This is a genomic window from Marinobacter confluentis (assembly GCF_004785685.1).
Taxonomy (GTDB): domain Bacteria; phylum Pseudomonadota; class Gammaproteobacteria; order Pseudomonadales; family Oleiphilaceae; genus Marinobacter; species Marinobacter confluentis.
On the sequence record NZ_SRPF01000001.1, the window covers coordinates 1,037,908 to 1,057,618 of the forward strand.

The 19,711-nt window shown below is 56.6% G+C and carries 13 protein-coding genes; all 13 read left to right on the forward strand.

Going from position 1 to position 19,711, the window contains the following annotated elements; genetic code table 11:
• Window positions 1–153 precede the first annotated feature (153 nt).
• The 13 genes from E5Q11_RS04875 (at window position 154) to E5Q11_RS04930 (ending at window position 19,708) form a co-directional block, all read left to right on the forward strand.
• Complete coding sequence (locus E5Q11_RS04875) at window positions 154–2,295, forward strand: hypothetical protein (RefSeq protein WP_135802241.1); 2,142 nt, start codon at window positions 154–156, stop codon at window positions 2,293–2,295.
• A 614-nt stretch (window positions 2,296–2,909) separates the two neighbouring features.
• On the forward strand, window positions 2,910–7,811 hold the full coding sequence (locus tag E5Q11_RS04880; RefSeq protein ID WP_135802242.1) for an OmpA family protein: 4,902 nt from the start codon (window positions 2,910–2,912) through the stop codon (window positions 7,809–7,811).
• A gap of 292 nt (window positions 7,812–8,103) precedes the next feature.
• Window positions 8,104–9,036 (forward strand): AraC family transcriptional regulator, encoded by a 933-nt coding sequence (locus E5Q11_RS04885; RefSeq protein ID WP_135802243.1) that lies wholly within the window; start codon window positions 8,104–8,106, stop codon window positions 9,034–9,036.
• A gap of 123 nt (window positions 9,037–9,159) precedes the next feature.
• Entirely contained in the window at window positions 9,160–11,511 is a 2,352-nt protein-coding gene (locus tag E5Q11_RS04890; RefSeq protein ID WP_135802244.1) for a Tad domain-containing protein, read from the forward strand.
• Window positions 11,512–11,833: 322 nt separating this feature from the next.
• Entirely contained in the window at window positions 11,834–12,091 is a 258-nt protein-coding gene (locus E5Q11_RS04895; protein ID WP_210426282.1) for a Flp family type IVb pilin, read from the forward strand.
• Window positions 12,092–12,176: 85 nt separating this feature from the next.
• Window positions 12,177–13,160: a TadE/TadG family type IV pilus assembly protein gene (locus E5Q11_RS04900; RefSeq protein ID WP_135802245.1), complete on the forward strand. Its 984-nt coding sequence runs from the start codon at window positions 12,177–12,179 to the stop codon at window positions 13,158–13,160.
• A complete protein-coding gene (locus E5Q11_RS04905) occupies window positions 13,157–13,888 on the forward strand; it encodes a hypothetical protein (RefSeq protein WP_135802246.1) in 732 nt (243 codons plus the stop codon). The genes E5Q11_RS04900 and E5Q11_RS04905 overlap by 4 nt, the downstream gene beginning before the upstream one ends.
• 23 nt (window positions 13,889–13,911) lie before the next feature.
• Window positions 13,912–14,034: a hypothetical protein gene (locus E5Q11_RS18070; RefSeq protein WP_263641508.1), complete on the forward strand. Its 123-nt coding sequence runs from the start codon at window positions 13,912–13,914 to the stop codon at window positions 14,032–14,034.
• 25 nt (window positions 14,035–14,059) lie between these two features.
• Window positions 14,060–14,914, forward strand: coding sequence for a Flp pilus assembly protein CpaB (gene cpaB, locus E5Q11_RS04910; RefSeq protein WP_135802247.1), 855 nt, complete (start codon window positions 14,060–14,062; stop codon window positions 14,912–14,914).
• The gene (locus E5Q11_RS04915) at window positions 14,911–16,242 is read left to right on the forward strand and encodes a type II and III secretion system protein family protein (RefSeq protein WP_135802248.1); all 1,332 of its coding nucleotides are present in this window, start codon (window positions 14,911–14,913) and stop codon (window positions 16,240–16,242) included. The genes cpaB and E5Q11_RS04915 overlap by 4 nt, the downstream gene beginning before the upstream one ends.
• A gap of 12 nt (window positions 16,243–16,254) precedes the next feature.
• On the forward strand, window positions 16,255–17,895 hold the full coding sequence (locus E5Q11_RS04920; RefSeq protein WP_135802249.1) for an ATPase, T2SS/T4P/T4SS family: 1,641 nt from the start codon (window positions 16,255–16,257) through the stop codon (window positions 17,893–17,895).
• Window positions 17,892–18,731 carry a type II secretion system F family protein gene (locus E5Q11_RS04925; RefSeq protein WP_135802250.1) on the forward strand — a complete coding sequence of 280 codons (840 nt, stop codon included), beginning with the start codon at window positions 17,892–17,894 and terminating at the stop codon, window positions 18,729–18,731. The genes E5Q11_RS04920 and E5Q11_RS04925 overlap by 4 nt, the downstream gene beginning before the upstream one ends.
• Before the next feature lie 41 nt (window positions 18,732–18,772).
• Entirely contained in the window at window positions 18,773–19,708 is a 936-nt protein-coding gene (locus tag E5Q11_RS04930) for a type II secretion system F family protein (RefSeq protein WP_135802251.1), read from the forward strand.
• Window positions 19,709–19,711: the final 3 nt, after the last annotated feature.

Here is a 19,711-nt window from a genome sequence, read left to right on the forward strand (position 1 = left end):
GTTTATTGCCCGGGTAAAAGTAACGACGACCAGACCTGATGAAAACCCGTCCTCATACACCATATGGGGTATGACCGCTCACAAACGATCCTCTATTCTCGATCGGCGGGTAATCATGCCTGCAAAAGCTAGTAGATCACTGAGGATAAGTGCATGAAAAAGCAGTTCACGACCTTATTAACAGCTGGGCTTTTAACGGCATGTGGCGGCGGCGGTTCGGGCAGCAGTTCGTCTGACGGAAATACCAATCCGGGTGGCAGCACTCCGGAGATTACTGCATCCAATGTGGGCGTGCTTTCTGACAGCCCGGTCGCCGGTGTCAGTTACCTCACATCACCCAGCGGAAGCTCTGGCGTAACCAACGCGCTGGGCGAATATGGTTACGAAGAAGGCGATATAGTTCAGTTCAGCATCGGCGGCATTCAGTTTCCGCCTGTACCTGCAAAAGGCAAAGTAACACCCCTGGACATGGGTGGTGACGGCGCGACCCTCGCAACACCAAGTGTCGTAAACGTGCTGCGCCTGCTTCAAAGCCTTGACGAGGATGGCGACCCGGACAACGGCATCACGGTCAGCCAGGCAACTTCGACTGCGCTCATTGATACAGTGCTCGATTTTGAGGCGGGCACCTTTGAGTCCGAAGCTAATACGGCTGTGGGCGTTGCTCTCAATAGAACTCTAATTACCGAAAACGAGGCGATCTCGCATTTCGAGGGTTCCCTACGTAACGATCTTCTGGGCAGCTGGATCTACACGGAGCCCAATGGCGGCAACAATGTGCTGACGTTTTTCGGCGATGGCCTATACGTGATTGCCCATTCCATGGCTGATGATGGCGATCAGCAGGCAGGAAGCGCGGAGTACGGATCCTACACCTGGGACCCGGTGACCGGTGATTTTTCAGTCACCCTGATCCGCGAATCCGATGGCAGCGGTGGCCTTTATGACGCCAGCAACCCTGCAGCATCCCAGGGGATCCAGTTGACCGTCGGCGATGATGCCCTGAACTTCACCCTATCTGACGGTGAGGTACAGTTCACCGCCATTGAAGACACAGAGAATGATCTGGTGGGCAGCTGGTTCTTCCCCGAAAGCCCCGACGCCTCTGTGCTGCTGACATTCCTGGATGACCAGAATTACGTCCTGGTCCAGACGAACAACGTCGAAGCCTACGCCGGGGACACTCTCACTTCTGTTTCCTCAGAATGGAATACCTACACCCTTGCCGCCAGCGACAGCAGTTTCGCTGTGGGCATGCCGAGTGTTGAGACTGATGGCCCAGGCGGACTCTACAACGCCGAAGGTAACGAGGGCGAGGTTGATCCTAAACTGTCGCTGAGAACCGGGGGCCAACTGATCTTCCAGCCCAACCCGCAGGAAAGTGTGGCCTTCGCCGATGTGCGCCCATTCGATGCGCAGCTGGTGAGAGTTGACGGCACCACAACGTCAGCACCGGTCAAGCGGATCTACGGCGTCTACACCAGCAGTATCGCTGCTGAATACAATTTTGAGATTCCCGTTTCCGGGCAATTTGAAAGATTTGCCGCATTGCTGTCAGATAACACCATCGAGTTTGACCTCGAAGCCAACGGCACCGGACTTGTCTCATTCTCATCGACCAGCGCCAATGCGGCTGAATGGACGGTGGCCACCAATGGTGTTCTGAACGTGACTGAGACTACCGCGACTGCAGATGTCTGGCTCTGGGAGATCATTCCGATCGAGGGCAATGTCGGCAGTGCCATCATCTCGACCGGTTCCCTGGGAAGTGCTGCCAGTGCCAGCTTTATCGGTATCGTGAATGATGGGCCTGCTACTTTTACGCCGGAATTCGTCTCTGGCCCTTACCTGCTGACTGACACCATTACCTCATCCGTTGGACCGAGTCAGGACACTGCCTTAGAAGGTGAAGGCGCAGACGGGACCTTCTATAGCGTGTTCTGTCGCGGACCGGAAGATGCCATTGGTATTGTAGAACAGGACCCGGGCCAGTTGACCTTTAACCCGGATGGCGGATCTTTTACGCTTACCATCGGCAGCGGGCCGGACAGTGACGTAATCAGTGGTAGCCTGACCTCAGATGGCCGGCTTTCCTATTCGGAGCCGGTTGAGGAGGAGATTCCAGTGGAAGACTTTATCAGCCGCAGTAGCGCCAGTTATGTTGGCCAGTACGACTTCGAAACCGGCGTGGTCAGTGGCACCTACACCAGCCAGCGGGAGACAATCTATACCCCCGAAGGCGTCTCGGCATCCTGCACCATCACCAGCTCATCGGTTTTTACCCCGACCCAATAGGTTGAAGCACTCAACAAACCCCCGCCGCACTGGCGGGGATTGGTTGCCAACGAAAAAACCGCAGCTCAGGCTGCGGTTTTCGATATAAAACCGGTTCCACACGGTGGGTGTGACTACCAGTTGATGGAAGGAGCAACACGTACTCATTCTCGGAAGCCTTGTACAGGGACGAGTTATTCTTCGGATGCACAGAGGTTTATCTGAATGCGCTTGGATTTGTGCTTTTGGAGAGACCACGGATTCCCGCCGCTGAGAACTGTTACACACGCTATTACTGCAGATAACCGTTTTATATTGTTGCGGTGACGCAAGGCGACACATGTCGGAAAAATACGGATTCAAACTTTACAAAGTGGCAATTTTCCACAAAGCTGAAACCGCTGGGAGCCCGCCTGTCATGCGTCGCTAAAGCGCACGCATCGATAGCCGGGCTGTAAAGCCAAGGATGCATACCAGTCTTCGTACCCCCGCAAGGGGTTGCAACGAAGCACCAATGACAAGGTTGTCTTGCCTAAAGTGACACTGTCACGTTCGGGCCCGGTTGTATTGTCTGACGAGTCTGCCCTTTGTGGTGACGTCGACAGGGATGCTGATACAACAGGACAGGACCGACTATGTCAGAACAACTGCGTTTATACATCACCCCTAAGGAAAACACAGATAACACGGACGCCGAATCGCTACAGGTTCGAATCACCTACCAGACACCTGAAAGGAAAGGCGATGAGGAAAGTAGCATTCGTCCCGCCAGTGAAACCTTTCGACTGGACCGGCACGCCCGTGCCGAAGCAACCATCGAGCCTATCGAGATCGAGCAACCCATTACTGCCATACTCGAGAACCGACAGGGGCTGGAGCTTGCCGACCTGGGCACGATATCCCCCGACACCGAATCCGATTGGTACGCGGCCAGGCTGACGATACCGGCAGCCATCTTGAAGCAGGCCTTGACCCGTCTTGAGCCCTCAGAACAGCCAGTGCTGGACCGCGCCGGCCGGTTCGTCCGTATCGGGCAACCGGATCAGCGCTTTGATACCTACTCACTGAGCGTGGATATTATCGATACCCCGGCGAAACAGGAGGCCCTGAAAGGGCTGCTGGGTCAGTCTGACCACGACGGCCTTAGTCCCCTCTCCAGCAGGATTGCCATGAGTCCGGAGGCCGGCAACCAGCTGGGAGCATTGGCACTGACCGCCGCCGACCTGAAATTCGACGGCACCTTTCACATCAACCGGCCGTTTGACCCCGGCACAGAAGCCGCCGGCTGGGCGTGGATGCTGAACGGCCCGGAGCTGATCATTGGCTACCGGGAGGACGGCTCGCTGCGTCGGCCGCAGCATGACCTGAGGCTGCTTCTGCCGTGGCATGAGGAAAACCAGAACGACGGAGAGACGCCCCAACCCGCTGCCGGTAAAGGCTCAAAGAACCCGCCACTGGACGTTGATGAAGACAGCGTTCTGAACAAACCCGACATGTTCAGTGATGACCCCGGCTCTTTCTGCAAACCCTTCAGCAACCCGGCGCGAATTCTGGGTGAGCGTCGGTTTCACACGGTCTTCCGGGTCGAACAGCCGGAAATAGAATCCACATCAAATACCCGGCCTGACTACAAGGGCTTGATGCACCCCAAAGACGCCGGTCGGCCCATGGTTTTGATGAACGCCATGGTTCGGGAGGGCGGAACCAACAACCCGGATTTTGCTGCAGACCTGCCCCGAATACGCAACATGAGCGCCAGCCTGACTCGCTTCCTGCCCCAGGACCCGGCGTCGCTGCTGACACCGGTCAAGGCCATTGATTTTCTGCCTTTATTTCCGGTTGGGCGGGGGGCAGACCGCCGCCAGCCCGTAGGCGCCAGCAACCCGATTGACTGGGACGGCGACTCAACGCAATATCAGGCGCTTTCAGTGGCTGGCGGCCACATTATGGAATGGCGTGTGCAGTGGCGCTCCAATGGCTATTCACTGGGGGATGTCGCCCATACCCTGACTCTAGCTCCCAGACAGACGCGCCGGATCGTCAAAATGGACTGGCGTCGACGCGAAGAGAGCTCTCGCAGGGAACGCAGCGGCGTCTCGGAAGAAGTGGCCCAGAGCACATTCCGGGAGCGTGACTATAGCGATGCAGTGCGCTCTAACCTGAACGAATGGAGCAAGGGCGGCAGCGAATCACAGACCACTGGCGTGGCCGGAGGCATCGGTTTCGCCATGGGCCCCGTGGTTATTGGCGGTGGCGCCGCACACGGCCAGGCCAGTTCCAGCAGCTGGCAGAAAGGCGGCCGCAGCGTTGCCGCCGCCGAAGAACAAAGTCTGCGGGATGCCGTTCGCCAGTATGGGGATTCCCTACGGCAGTTTGAAAGCACGGTTGTCAACGAGGTCACCCAGGAAGAGACCGTCGAAGGCGTTTCCGAGGTAGTTCGCAACCCCAACTATTGCCATTCGCTGACCGTGATCTACCACGAAATCCTGCGCCATATCAGGGTCGATACGGTTCTGGCAGGCGTCCGTGAATGCCTGTTCGTGCCCTTCTCAATCCGGCCTTTTACCCTGCCCAGGCTGGCCCGATGGCGAGACGTGTTTGAGCGATACCTCAAGAAGCCGGAACTGCGCTGGGCCCTCAAATACGCGGAAGACATCGCCAACGGGTGGGAAGGCGTGGACGAGCCACCAGATGGCCAACGGATGAAGCAACGGCTGGAAAGCCTGACCGGTTCAATCTATATAAAACTGGGTATTGAGCGCCCCCGCGACGAAGTGGTCTCCGAAGACATCGATGACCAGCTAAAAGAGGAAGGCGCGGTTGGCGAACGGGTCACCACCAAGGTCTGGCAGGCCTATGCTGGCATTCTGCCCTTTCCCGTCGGCCAGATTGTCGCCCGTATACGTGACTACAGTGCCGCCCAGCGTGACGCCTATTTCCAGCGTGAAATTGCACCGGGTATGGCCCGCCGGTGGTGCGATCGCCTCAAACTTGAAAGCAACAATGGAACCCTGGAGGGCGCGGATTTCACTCTTGTCGGGGAATACCGGTTCAACCGTACCGTTCGGGTGGATTTCACCGTTCCCGCCGATGCCCTGGAAGACAACAAACGGGAGGACATCAGCACACTGGTGCTCTCGGCCATCGAAAGCCTGCCTAAGGGTTCTGTCGCCAACGTCACCAGTGCTTCCGTGGAATTTCACACCGCGCACTATCATCGTCGGGTCAGCGCACCACGAGGCACCCATGACCTGATTGCACCGCCCGCCTGGGACGACGATTCAGCGCGGCCGGCGTCTTCAGAAAGCGCCACCCTCTCATTCCGGCCCACCAACTGGGAAACACAGAACCCGAGGAGGGACGCCGAAAAGGCCGTCGACAAGGTTCTGGGGCACATCAACGATAACCTTCACTACTACCACAAGGTTCTGTGGTGGACGATGGACCGGGATGAGCTCTACATGCTACTGGACGGCTTTGCCATTTCCTCCAGCGACCGACGCTCGATTGCCTCGGTGGTTGAGCGGGAGCCCATTGCCATACTGGGCAACTCACTGGTGTTCAAGGTGGCCGCCGGCGCTTTTCTGGGCATCAACGGCCACGACAGTTACGAGGACGCATTCAATTACTACAAGGGCGAAGGTGCGCCGTCTGCGCCCATGCGTGTCAGTCTGCCCACAGACGGGCTCTATGCCCAGGCTATCATGGACCAGTGTGAAGCCTGTGAAGAGCACGAGGGATCGACCGACTGGGTTTTGAATGATACCGACCCTGCACTGGCCGATTTCCCCAGCAACTTCTTCGATTCCCGCCGCAGTCAACCTCAGAACACGACACCGTCGCAGATGCCTGAATCCATCATCAACCTGCAGAATGCCCCGGCAGCGCCCTCTCCCCAGGGCTTCGGTGACATTCTGAGCACGCTGGGCAGTAACAGTGGGTTCCGGGACATGGCCGGCCTGGAAGGCACCCAGAACAATGCCCTGTCTGCCATGCAGTCCGCCTCTGACCTGGCGGGCAAGTTTGGTAATTTCGCACTGCAGGCGCGGCTGGCCGATATTCAGGCAGAACGGGACGCAGGCAAGAATTTTGACCGTAACCGCGCCGCTGTGGATCGAGCAGTCGCCAATGGCTCTATGTCAGAAGAAGACGGCCAGAGGGCGATGCGGGCACAGGCGGACAATCTCGGGCGCGACGCGGCAAGAGGCGTTTCCGACCGGGCCCGATCCATCGTCGAACAATTCGGCAATGACCGGGATGTCACCGTTTCCGAGCAGGACGCGGAAGGCTCAAGATCGGTTTCGGTGAGAAGACCGGCCGCCACGGACACAGTGTCTGATGACGTAGGCGATGAGTCGCTGACACCCGAAACCACCACCGCAGAGCTTGAGGAGCAGCGGCGGCTGGAATCCCAGGCGCCGGCCTATTTCCTGAAAGAAAAGCGGCCGGGGGTCTGGGAGTTGGTGTTGCTGAATTTTGGTGTTGAGTCCAGCACCCTGAAAACCGCGCACGATGAAGGCCTACGGGCAGCCAGCCACCTGATGACCGAAAACCCCGCGCTGGGCACCTATCGAACAGAGGCATACACCAGCGCAACCGGCTCTGACGCATACAATAGGGAGCTAGCCTGGCGACGTGCCCGATCCGTTCTGGATGGTCTCAGAGATAAAGGCATTCCAGATGTTCAGATTGATGGAACCGAATTCGGAGCGTTCAGCGTGCATGCGGTAGGCGAATCCAGGTCAATGGCCGACTATCTTCGGGAGCGGGGCTATTCCGTTCCCAACGACCTGCCCCGGGAAAACCCATACGACCGCGGCGTTGTTATTCAGCTATCCACCTACCCCGAACTGCGGGAGGTCGATGCAGCCGCACCCTACTGGAAACAGCCTACCGATCAGTGGCGCCTTCGCCTGCTTTTTCCGCAGGAGGATACCGGCCCCGACCTTGCAGTGCCCAAGGGCCTGAAAGACCTGTTCGAAATCGGCCAGTATGGAGAGGTTACCTTTGAAGCCTACGGCATCTATGACGTCAACGGAGAAAAAGCCAACGGCCCTCTGGTTACAGGGGTGATTCGTGGCCACCTGATTAAAGCCATTACCCTGGCCACATCCCAGCGCAAAAACTGGACCGAGTGGCTGGAGCTGGATCTTGATCACGCTCCCATGGCGACCGTTGAGGAAGACTGGCTTTCAGCGGAGGCCAGCTTTGTCGGTGGTCAGTTCGATGTGTTCATCGAAAAAATTCTGGGCATCAGCCCGGTGCTGCGCGCGCTAATCGATGCTGAAGAGCTGATGGACGATGTGAGAGACAGGTTTGACCTCCCCGCAGGTGGTCAATTCGGGCTGCGACTCCTTCGACATATGAGCAGTATGGTCGGCCCGTTCACATTTGAGCGTATCGAACAAGAGCGCACGATATTTGGTGCGCTACACGCGCCGCTGCCGGAAGCAGTGGCAAAATGGACTGGCAGCCTGCCACCCGCCGAATTTGAGATATCGGAGATCGGGACAGAACCCTATTCACCCAATCCATGACATCTGCAATTCGTTAGAATCCACCACCAAGATCTGAATCATTATTCAGAGCATTCACCTCCACTGGCCTGAAACACCAGTGGAGGTCAAATAAAAGCATAACCGTAGTTTTTTGCAAAAACACAGGAGCTTTCTGCAAAATTTCTTCGACTTGATGACTTATCTTATTTGTGAAAATAAATTTAACAAAATATCTAACCACTGAAATAAGGAGCCAAACGCTACATGAAACGCCGTCGATAAAAGACGGGTATTAAATGCATCTTGGTGACATTGAGTGGTAGTAGACGACATGAAACCAAAAAAAGAAACTTTGAAACTAACAACGAAAACAATTATTCAATGTTTTCATACCGCCCACCAGTCTTTAAGTGATAGCTGGCATTATTATGAAGAGTATGAACTTCGTTACTGTCCCGATTTTAAAGGCGAAGTACATATCGGGGATTATTGCGGCCCGGTTCCATCATCATCTATTTTCCTGATCGCTCCCAATCTGGCGCGCAGCTGGGTAAGAACAACCGAAAACCCTCCGGGCGTTAAGAGTCACCACGACGGGTTGTCGTGCGCAGCCTTCTTTCCTGGCAGCGCCATCAGTAATGCTCAGCGCCTTTTCCCAGAGCTGAACAACCTGACCAGCATGATGGATGATGCCAGGTTTGGCTTACGGTTCGACCTCGGCCCGGAAACTACCGAAATAGGCACCGCTATTTCGCAGTTGAAGGAAGAGAACGGCTGCAAACGACTGTGCTCCTTTTTAACCATCCTTGATCGTCTAAGGCACGTGAGCTATCAGACCCTGTCCTCAACAACCGACACTGGCGAGAGCCAGAGCCAGCGATGCGAAGCCCTGGACCGCGCCCTGGACTACATCAACAGAAACTTTGACCAGGCAATAGACCTTGAAACTGTCGCCGGCGTGGCCTGCATGAGTCCAAGTCACTTTTGCCGCCTGTTCAAGGCAACGTTCAACACCGGCCTGATTGACTACGTCAACAGCCTGCGAACCCAACGTATGTGCGTGCTGCTCGCCCGAACAAACCGGTCCGTGTCAGCCATTGCCATGGAGACAGGGTTTACCAATCTTTCCAATTGTAACCGGGCATTCAAGGCCAGGATGAAAATGTCACCCTCCAAGTACCGGGATAAGTGCTGGGCGAAACAGGATGACCAGATTCCTGACCTGAGAGACGCACTGGGAATGGCCCGCGTTCAACCGGTGTGAACTGATCAAAATCCTACAGGCCTCGCGCAATTTTTGCGCAGCGCCTGTAGGAATCCCTGAGTAACCTCATTGTTAAAACCCGTAACAGCGGTTTAAGTTCTGTATCAGTGAGGAGAAACCGTCATGAGACAAAATCAACGCGGCCAGGTAATGCCCGTTCTTATGTTGGTTGTCATGGCCGTTCTTATTGTCGCGGTTGTTTCATACAACATGTCTCGTGCCACTGTCTCCAAAATGGAACTGGTCAACGCGGCAGATGGCGCGGCCTACAGTGGAGCACTACAGGCGGCCAGATCCATGAATTTCATGGCTTACACCACCCGCGGGATGGTCGCTAACACCATTGCCTCCGGATACATGGTTGCCTATGTGAGCCACCTGCGGCAGTTGGCGGATGGCATCGACACTATCTCCCGCCCAAGAATGCTGATGGCGGAGGTCATCAAGATTGCGGCAGCTTCCTATAAGGAGCAGGCAATGGCGTTGGTTGGCGCGGGCGACTCCGAATTCGCCGACGACGCAGATGAACCACTGCTTCCGGACGGCACCCCTCTAAGTGATGACGGCGAACCGCCAGATGACTGGACAGATGCTTACGAACCACCGGGCGATGGCAGCTTACAGGAGGAGGCGGATGACGCCAGAAAGAAAGCCGGCAAATCCGCAGGCGACAAGTTCCAGGCCGCCGGCCGTGCCGGTGGTGCCGCACTCGACATGCTGGCCACAACTCTGGGCTACGGCACAATCCCGCTGACCGATCTGCTGAATACGGCCTACGCCGGCATTCAACTTGCCGAATATCTTGCCATGAGCACCGTTATCGACAACACCATGAGCCAGGTCGCCCTCGGTTATGGCGCTGACATCAGCGTCGCCGACACCACGTCCAAGGAAATGTATGCATGGATGTTGCCCATCAGGCCGGGCCTCGACGGATTCGGGCTGTCGGTACCGGGCAAGGTGGATTTCAATCTGGGCAATCATCTCAGAACCCGTATGGCCTCTGGGGGAAGCCCGATCGGCGCGATTGCGGGCACCATTTCGGGGCTGGCGTTCAATGGACTGGATGCAGAGAACGACTTCAGCCATAAAGACAACACCTCTTTAAGCCCCATGGACCGGCTGATTGGCGATACCACCACGACCGAAGACGACCATTATATTTCCAAGCAACGGGCATGGCGTCAGTGTTTTCAGATGGTACCGCCGGTTCCCCCGATTAATTACCCGGTACCGGTTCCCCTGCCACCAGTCGTTCCTCTCGGCACGGATGACAGCGGCAGAATCATTACCACCCCACCCTGCACACCCCCGTTTGTGCCCCCGGCCCTGCCGTCTATGTCACAGATTGCGATCGACAAAACCGGCGGGTCGGATTTTTTCTTCGCCCAGGCAAACGGCTCTGAAAACGGCCGGGACATTCTTAAAAAACGCCGCGAAAAATGGGAGGGGGATCCAGAGCCAGACCCGAGCGGTACACCGGGCTATGATTTTGACCCTTTCGACGGTTATGCCGGTGACTCCGCGAACTCTGTTTCCATTTCAAGCGAGCCGCGTCCCAACGCCGACATTGCCGGTAGGGCCAATACGGACGCCAGCGGGCGCCGGCGCTCCGGCACCTCCAGCAACAATTCCTATTCAGACCTGACTGAAACAAGTCCCTATCGTCAGGCAGCCAGGAATGCCAAGCAGGCCGTGGTTGAAGCCTTCAAAACCCGGCTTTACAACAGCCCACTGGGGAAAAAATCCGGCGTGAAAGGACTGGCAACAACCCTGGCCCGCGGGGCCTCCTGGGGCGCTGACTGGCAATCCGAGGACTCGATCAAGATGGGTGCCTTTATCTGGCGACCACAGTGGTCAAAGAAGGTTCCGTTTATCGATATCAAAGACACCCTCTACAATTCCGGATTCGATTTCGAAGGTAATGAGCTTGCCTGGGGCGGCGCGACCGCCAAAGAATTCTGGCCAACCTATCAGGGCGTGCCGCTGTATATGGCGCTTATGGAAGTACCCTGGACGGACGGACTGTCGTTCGGCCTGGAAGCCCGGGAGGACCGGGCGATAGAGGTAACCGTCACAAGGCCAATCAGCAATTCATCCCTTGATCTGGGCTTTATGGCACCCCCGGATGACGGCGAATTCCAGGCAACCGCCAGTGCTGAAGTATTCTATTACCGCCAGCCTGCCGACGCCGACAACCCGTCCTATAAGTTTGGCGGCGACCAGGTTCCCGGATATTTCCCCAAGCCCGGCTCTGACACTGCGGAAACCCTGTCGCCATTCGGCTGGCTTGCCGCAGACACCATCTCTGGAATGCCCTGGATGGACCTGATGAAGAACTGGTACGGGCAGAAATGGCCCCATGACCAGATAGCCACGCCCATTGTGGGTAAACTCCAGGAAAAAATAGGTATATCAGAGGAGCTTCCAAACCTGTTAACGCCTTTGTGGGATGCCAGGCTGGTTAAATACTAAGAGGTATATCACATAAATAATAAATACATTTACGGTTAATAAAATACCCAATTAACTTGGTTCACTATTATTTTTTGGTAGTGAACCTTTTTTATGTGTTTCTTATTGTTCCCTATTCTGTTTTTTCTCAATTTTTCATCAGCATTGGGCAAAATCTGCATAGCCCGGAATGTAACGGCCGGTTAACTTTAAGTTGTGCGCTGCGGGTATTTTTACACAAAACCGCAACAATCCGTAACCAAACGGCCGGGTTGTCAGCAAGTGTAAACCGATGGCCGCGGAACACTGTTTTACTCTTTGAAACAAAAACCAGGAGTGCCTTATGAAAACTTCAAATCGGAAAATTTTTGGCCGCCAGGCCGGTCAGGGGATGTCGGAATACATCATCGTTGTCGCCCTGGTGGCACTTGCTGCCATCACCGTGGTGAGCATGTTTGGCGGCGTGGTCCAGAGCCAGTTCTCAAATATGGCCGCGTCCCTCGCAGGTGAAGACGGGGCGGATGCAACTGTCACCCGCGATGACACCGGCGAAAGCATGAACGACTTCTACAGCAGCGGCGGTGGTGGTGGCACACCGTAAGCCCAAACCAACCTTTCCAGGAGACAGGCCCTTGCCAGGCAGGGGCCTGTCAGAGCATAACTCATGCCCATGAGTCGGAGTTGCCATGGACAACCAGCATCAAAAAGGTCAGGCGCTTGTTGAAATGGTGGTGATCGGACCACTTATCATCGCGATTGCAGCTGGCATCATGGCGTTGGCTTTGTACTTTCAGGCGAAAACACTGTCGGTGAACGCTGCCCGTTATGCGGTGTGGGAGCGCTCAGTGTGGGCTGATCCTGAACGGCCCTGGAATGGCGGCCACGATGAAGAACTGGGCGGAAACGCCAGTTCGGTCCTCCGCTCCGACTATTCAACGCTCGACGCCGGCCTCGCCCTGTACTCTAACCCGAATCTCAGAATCCGCTCGGATCGCAGCATGAGTGAACTCGCTGACTACGGCGGAGACGACCATAACACTCAGGAAGTGCTTTCCTGGGGCGGCGAAACCCGTTCCGGCTTTGGTAGCTTTGGTGGCAACGTCGGCACGTTTATTCAGGGTGCGTCAGACACCGAAACCCGCAGTGCCTGGGAGCATCTGCACTCGCGGTATGCCGCCACGATGGATTACGAAGAACAGTCTGGCGCCAGACCCTCAAGCACGTTGCATGATTTCAACATTGACCCGATTGCCAACATGGGCCTGGAAATGCCGACGGAAGCCCTGGCCTCCGCAGACGCCACCATCAATCTTCGTAATGTCTTTCAGGGCGCCTGGAGCCTTGGGTGGCTGGATTTTGACAGCACGGACGGGTCCGACGAATTCACCATGACCTCGACAGCGTCCTTGCTGACCAACCCATGGGCGCCGAAGAACGAGGCCGTTTATAAAAAGAAAGTTCATAGCCTCTCTGTCAAACAGCTAATGGACTACATCACCATCGCCACTGACAAGATAAACAGCGGTATCACCGGGCGTCTGGGTGATCAGAGCAAGCTGCTGGAGTACGTGCCAATACTGGGCCCGACCATGCAAGCCAAGAATCCTGAGCTCGAGCCCACCAGTACCGCAATGCCGCTAACCCGTGTAATTCCGGGGAATGACGAATGAAAATCCCAACTTCCCCCGTGGCGCAGTTGCAGGTGCTGCTGATTCTGTTGGCGCTCGTAGACATCGCCGGGGCCGGTGGCAAGCCCCTGCCCGGAGACCTGCCCGAACTGGAATTCCCCAGATCGGTCGAGGTGGTCAGTGTCGCCAGCGACATGATCCGAAACGGACTGCCCATGCGCATTTACAGTTTCAAATCCCACCAACGGATCGACCAGGTCATTCACGCAGTCAGCGACCGGCTATCCCGTAACGGCTTTACCGTCGGCCAGGTCCAGGAAATGGGCGAGATGAAAACGCTGGGCATTTCAGATAGCAGACACTTTATCAATGTTCAGGGCCAACGTGCCCGTCACGGCCATGGCAGCAAGGGTTTTGTGGTGCTGACACCACGGCCGGACATCTTCAAGCCCGAAATGACATCACCATCGGTTCCCGTCCCTGAGGGCGTGACCCTTCTCAGCCATGAAATCTATCGGGACGGGCCCCGAACCGGCGAAACCTATCTCGGTTTTTCCGAGCGAATGGCGTCCGATGTCGGCGCATCACTGGTTGGTGCCTTCCAGAATGACGGCTGGCAGTCCGCCTCTGATCAGCATCAGCCTCAATCTACCGAAGTGGCGGTTTACCGCATCCTGAAAAAGGGGAACCGGGAATGTCGACTCATCTCTATGGATCAAACATTCAGAGGCCAGAACATGGCAACCGTAAACGTCACCTGTCACGACTGAAAAAAACCAGGAACGGCGGCAATGTGCTGGTGGAATACGTGGTTGTGGCGTCTTTTCTGATGATGAGCTGGTTCATGGTGAATCTGTTCGTCCAGGGCGCGGAAAGCTACCAACGCGGCTACTTCCAGGTGCTTGGCGCCGGTTGATTTCTCGGAAGAGGTATAAAAACAGATGCAGGTTAATGCAAAGCGCTCAATCATCATAATTGCCATCGCCTCGCTTCTTGTGGGCGGCGTTGCGGTCTGGCTGTCTGCCCAGTATATCCAGGGGCGTGTATCCGGCATGCAGGAAGAACTGGAAAGCAAGTACGATCTGATGCCCGTGATTGCCGCTGGTCCAACCATGGAGCAAGGCGCCAAGATCACCCGCCAGAACCTGATCGTGAAGGAGCTACCCAGAAAGTTCATTCCGTCGCAGGCGCTGCATCCCAGGCAACTGGAAAAGATCCAGGGTGCAAATCTGGTCGTGGATGTGGAAGCCGGTCAGCCCATTCTTTCCAACTATGTCAGCCGCGGCATCATCAGCCAGGGAACCTTCTCCGGTCAGATTACGGATGGCATGCGAGCGGTCACTTTTCCGGTTGACGTGGTGTCCTCGGTTGGCGGGCTGCTCAACCCGGGCGACAACATTGACCTGATGGCAACCATGAGAATGCAGAATCAGGAAGGCATCGTCACCCTGCCCCTGCTGGATAACCTTGACATTCTTGCTGTCGGTGAGGTTTACCAGGGCGCTAACGACCGCCGCTACCAGCACATTACCCTGGAAGTTTCCCCGAAAGACGCAGCGCGACTGCTGCAGGCAAGACAACAAGGGTCGCTCACGGCAGTGCTGCGCTCGCCCGAGGACAGCGATTCCGGCTTTGATAGCGCGATGACGGCAAGCGCACTTTTTGACGGGCCCTTCAGCAAGTATTTCAGCCAGCCCGAACCAACACCGGCCCCGATTCTTCCGCCACAACCGACGACTCCGCGCGTCGAGCCGCCCAGAAACATTGACCTGATCATCGGGGGAACCGGCCAATGAAACTGCATACTCAACGGATAACGCCAGCCTGTCGCCGCCTGGCAGAAATCGCCTGCCTGGTTCTAGCCATGATGTTGATGAGTTCGACACCAGCGACCGCCCATAACCTTTCCGTTCCGGTTGGCTTTACCCACCTGATGGACGTTCCCGGCGTCACCCGAGTCGCCATCGGTGATGGCGAGCTCGCTGAGGTTCACGCGCTTAACGAAACCGAAGAGGTGCTGGTCATTGGCCTGGTGCCCGGTTCCACCGACCTTCGGGTCTGGACCGATGACGGTGAGCAGCACCGTCACCGGCTAACGGTAGGATCCTCAGAAGCAAAGGTCTCCAGCGAAAAACTCCAGAGCCTGCTTGGTGAGCTTGAAGGCATCGAAATGCGGGAAATGGGCAACGGCGACATACTGCTCTACGGTCAGGCGCTTCGCCCCCAGGACGCCGCACTGATCGAAGCCCTGGCTGAGCGCTATGACGAAGTCATTAGCGAAGTGACGGTTTCCGAGGTTCTGGCCAAACCGACAATTAACCTGAATGCCCGCATTATCGAGGTTCGCCGCAACGGTCTGACCCAGCTGGGCATAGACTGGGCGGACACCCTCGCGGGCCCGGAAGTGGCCACCGTCAATGACTGGAGCACCAATTCCCTGTTCAGGCCAGCCTTGCCCAGCGGCGTCCAGGCACCTTCATCGCTCACCGTTCCACTGGACGCTGGCAGCCAGAGCTATTTCGGCTGGTCCACCCGGGTAACCTCGGCGATTAACCTGCTTGCCAGCGATGGCGTTGCCCGCCTGCTGGCCGAGCCCCAGGTGTCGGTTGTCAGCGGCAAGGAAGCGCGCTTTGTGGTGGGCGGCGAGATTCCCATCAGTGCGGTGGACACCAACGGCCAGCTGCGGATTGAGTACAAGGATTACGGCATCATTCTGGAAATTGAACCCATCGCTGATGGCGCCGGCGGCCTGATCAATACCCGTATTGGCGTTGAGGTCAGCTCCATCGATGGTTCGGTCAGCATCAACGGCATCCCCGGGATCGTCTCCCGCAAAACAGACACCCATGTCAGTCTTCTGAGCGGCGAGAGCTTCATTGTGTCCGGGCTTCTGAGCAGCGAAGAGTCCAAGGACGTGGATAAAGTGCCAGGCCTTGGCAACATTCCGATCCTGGGCGAACTGTTCAAATCACGTGCCTTCCAGAATAACGAGACGGAGCTGCTGGTCCTGGTCCGGCCGACCATTGTGTCTGCCATCGACGACGTCAACCAGCAACGTCTCGACCAATTTGACGACCTGGTTAATGAATCAGGCGATTCCGTTCAGTTCAGCCTTTACGATTGAGGAACCAGGCCTATGTGGTTAGTCAACATCTACGACTCATCCGGAAACCTGCTTCAGTCAGAGAGCCTGGCAGACGGCCGGTACATGATCGGAAAATCGGACGACTGTGATTTCCCGGTCGGTGATGCCTTTGTTTCCAGGGAACACGCGCTGCTGTCAGTAAACGGCCCCGAATGTGCGATTGAGGACCTGGACAGCACCAATGGTACCTGGCTGGACGAGGAACCCATTTCCGGCCCACAGGTACTCACCGAAAAACGAAGGGTCCGACTCGGCCGACGCGTCGAGATGCTCCTTAAGCCCGGCACCGAAGCATCCAGAGCCGATCACACGTCCGGAGCAGAAACCGCCCCTTCGAGGCAGACAGGCGCCATCACCAGGGAGGCACAGGAGAAGGTCCTCGAGTACATGAACCTGCGTAAGCGCGGCGACCTGAACAAGCTTGATTACAACGAACTACGGAACGAAACACGGAACGCTGCCGAAGCCTTGATCCAGTCCGGCAAGATCACACTACCTGCTGGTGTCGACCGGGAGGCCCTGATATCAGACATTGTCTCAGAGGCGATTGGTTTCGGACCCATTGAGCCTTTTCTGAATGACGATGACGTCACTGAAATCATGGTCAACGGTTCGTCACAGATCTATATCGAGAAAGCCGGCAAGCTCTTGCCCACGGACGTGTCCTTTTCCAGCGTCCAGTCGCTGATGAATGTCATCGAACGCATTGTCAGCCCTCTGGGCCGGCGAATCGACGAAGGCAATCCGATGATTGACGCCCGGCTGCCGGACGGCTCACGGGTCAATGCCATTATCCCGCCACTGGCACTCACCGGCCCCACCCTGACCATTCGAAAATTCGCCAAGGACCGCCTGCGGATCAGCGATCTGGTACGTTTCGGATCCCTGAGCGAGGAAATGGCAAAGTTCCTGGAAATCTGCGTCAAGTACCGGCAGAACATCGTGGTGAGCGGTGGTACCGGTTCCGGTAAGACCACCACGCTCAACATTCTGTCTGATTACGTCTCAACAGACGAGCGCATCGTCACCATTGAGGATTCCGCCGAACTTCAGCTTACCCAACCCCACGTGGTGTCGCTGGAATCCCGCCCGGCAAACGTGGAGGGAAAAGGTGCCGTGACCATCCGCGACCTGGTGCGTAACTCCCTGCGGATGCGCCCGGACCGGATTGTGATTGGCGAGTGCCGGGGCGGCGAAGCACTGGACATGCTGCAGGCCATGAACACCGGCCACGACGGTTCGCTGACCACCGGCCACGCAAACAATCCCCGGGACATGCTTGCGCGCCTGGAAACCATGGTGCTGATGGCGGGCCTGGACCTTCCCGCCAAGGCGATTCGTGAGCAGATAGCCTCTGCGGTGCAGATCATTGTTCAACAGATGCGCATGAGTGACGGCAAACGGCGCATTGTCTCGATCGTTGAAGTGGGTTCCTGGGAAGGGGACATCATCGGTCTACAGGAGGTGTTCCGGTTCAAGCAGAAAGGGATTGATGCCCAGGGCAATGTGCTTGGCGTCTATGAAGGCTGTGGCTACGCGCCTTCTTTCTATCAGAAGCTGAGCGACGCTGGCATCGAACTGGATTGGGACATTTTTGCATCAGAGAATCAGCAGGAGGCGGTGATCTCATGATTCTTGTACTCACTCTGATCGCTGTCGCCGCCATTACATTGTGCCTGACCCTGTTACTGATCGGACGGCAGTCTATCAACTGGTACAGCAAGCGGGTGGTTGATTCGGCCGTGTCCGACCTTGAGGGCGCGTTCATGTTCGTCAGCCCCAGCAAGCTGCTGCTTGTCAGTATTGCGGGCACCATCCTGCTTTCTGTGCTGGGCTACCTGATGATGTCCGTGCCAGGCGCCCTGCTCGGCTTTATCGGCGGTGCGGTCGCCCTGCCCCTGTTCATCATGCAGTTGAAAAAACGGCGTCGGGAGCAGTTTATCTATCAATTGCCAGACGCTCTTCGCTCCATGGCCGGCGCCATGCAGGCCGGGGCCACCGTGGTTCGGGCCATTGAACTGGTCGGAACCCGGCAGCCAAAACCGCTGGGCCAGGAATTTTCGCTGGTGCTATCAGAGTACCGCCTTGGCCGGGACCTGGAGCAAAGCCTGGAGAATCTGAAACAGCGGGTTGATTGCGAAGAACTTGAACTTGTCAACGCCGCAGTTCAGGTCAGCCGCACCGTGGGCGGCAACCTCTCTAATAGTCTGGAATCACTGGCCTCAACGCTGCAGAGCAAAGCCCAGACCGAGGGCAAGGTAAAAGCGCTGACCTCCATGGGAAAACTTCAGGGATGGGTACTGTCGCTCATGCCAGTACTTGTCGGTATCGCCCTTTACCTCCAGAAGCCGGAACAGATGGGACTGATGTTCACCACGCTGGTGGGTTGGCTGCTGCTCCTGGTTGCCGCCGTTCTGCTGGTGTCGGCGATTTACACCATTCGCAAGATCGTAACCATCGATATATAGGTGACGCCCCATGAACCAGGAAACGGTCACACAGGTGGAAGATGTTTGAAAGTGCCGGAATTACGCTGCTGGGCTGGGCAATGCTGGTTCTATTTGGCCTGCTTGCAGCCGGTTCAACCGCCCTGCTCTTGAAGCTTTACGCGATCACGCCGGAGAAAACGCCGGCGGACACTGAAATGGAAGAGCTACGCGAAACCCTGCCCGGCGGTTTTCGGATTGCGCTGTCGATTGCTGACCCGTTTGTTGAAATCCTTGACCGGCTGTCGACCCCGCGGCAACGTGATTTCATTCGTGCCCGCCTCACCATGGCCGGGCTGAGCTTCGTACTGGGGCCTGAAGAGTTCCAGGCAACCCGAATCGTCGGCCTGCTCGGCGGCGTATCCTTTTTTGCCATCCTGTCCATCAGCCTTGGCCTGTCAGGAACCGTCTATGCCATCACTTTTGTGTTTTTTCTGCTGCTCGGCACTTTCTATCCGGACATCGCCCTGAACGACCGGATCAAGAAACGCCGAAAAAAAATCACCAAGATGTTCCCCTTCTTTCTGGATCTACTGGTGCTGTCACTCAGGGCAGGCCTGACCTTTACCGTTGCCCTGCAGCAGTCTGTCATCAAACTGCCCAAAGGCCCACTGCGGACCGAACTGGACCGCTGCCTGAGTGACATCCGCGCAGGTATGCCCCGTAACCAGGCGCTGACAAAACTGGCAAACCGGGCCCAGGTGGCGTCTGTCAGTAACTTCATGGCATCCGTCAACCAGGCCGAAGAGACTGGCGCAGCCATTGCCCGCTCACTCGAGATACAGGCAGAGCAGCGCCGCACAGAGCGGTTCCTGGAGGCGGAGCGGCTGGCAAACCAGGCGCCGGTGAAACTGATGTTTCCACTGATGGTTTTCCTGTTTCCACTCACCTTCCTGATCCTTTTCTTCCCGATTGTGGTGCAGGTCATCGAGTCCGGCGGAATGGGCATGTTTCAGTGAGGA

What these genes read in the sequence shown, in the direction of transcription:
- E5Q11_RS04875 (WP_135802241.1), top strand. Translation starts at nt 154, where the DNA reads ATGAAAAAGCAGTTCACGACCTTATTAACAGCTGGGCTTTTAACGGCA.
- E5Q11_RS04880 (WP_135802242.1), top strand. Translation starts at nt 2,910, where the DNA reads ATGTCAGAACAACTGCGTTTATACATCACCCCTAAGGAAAACACAGAT.
- E5Q11_RS04885 (WP_135802243.1), top strand. Translation starts at nt 8,104, where the DNA reads ATGAAACCAAAAAAAGAAACTTTGAAACTAACAACGAAAACAATTATT.
- E5Q11_RS04890 (WP_135802244.1), top strand. Translation starts at nt 9,160, where the DNA reads ATGAGACAAAATCAACGCGGCCAGGTAATGCCCGTTCTTATGTTGGTT.
- E5Q11_RS04895 (WP_210426282.1), top strand. Translation starts at nt 11,834, where the DNA reads ATGAAAACTTCAAATCGGAAAATTTTTGGCCGCCAGGCCGGTCAGGGG.
- E5Q11_RS04900 (WP_135802245.1), top strand. Translation starts at nt 12,177, where the DNA reads ATGGACAACCAGCATCAAAAAGGTCAGGCGCTTGTTGAAATGGTGGTG.
- E5Q11_RS04905 (WP_135802246.1), top strand. Translation starts at nt 13,157, where the DNA reads ATGAAAATCCCAACTTCCCCCGTGGCGCAGTTGCAGGTGCTGCTGATT.
- cpaB (WP_135802247.1), top strand. Translation starts at nt 14,060, where the DNA reads ATGCAGGTTAATGCAAAGCGCTCAATCATCATAATTGCCATCGCCTCG.
- E5Q11_RS04915 (WP_135802248.1), top strand. Translation starts at nt 14,911, where the DNA reads ATGAAACTGCATACTCAACGGATAACGCCAGCCTGTCGCCGCCTGGCA.
- E5Q11_RS04920 (WP_135802249.1), top strand. Translation starts at nt 16,255, where the DNA reads ATGTGGTTAGTCAACATCTACGACTCATCCGGAAACCTGCTTCAGTCA.
- E5Q11_RS04925 (WP_135802250.1), top strand. Translation starts at nt 17,892, where the DNA reads ATGATTCTTGTACTCACTCTGATCGCTGTCGCCGCCATTACATTGTGC.
- E5Q11_RS04930 (WP_135802251.1), top strand. Translation starts at nt 18,773, where the DNA reads ATGTTTGAAAGTGCCGGAATTACGCTGCTGGGCTGGGCAATGCTGGTT.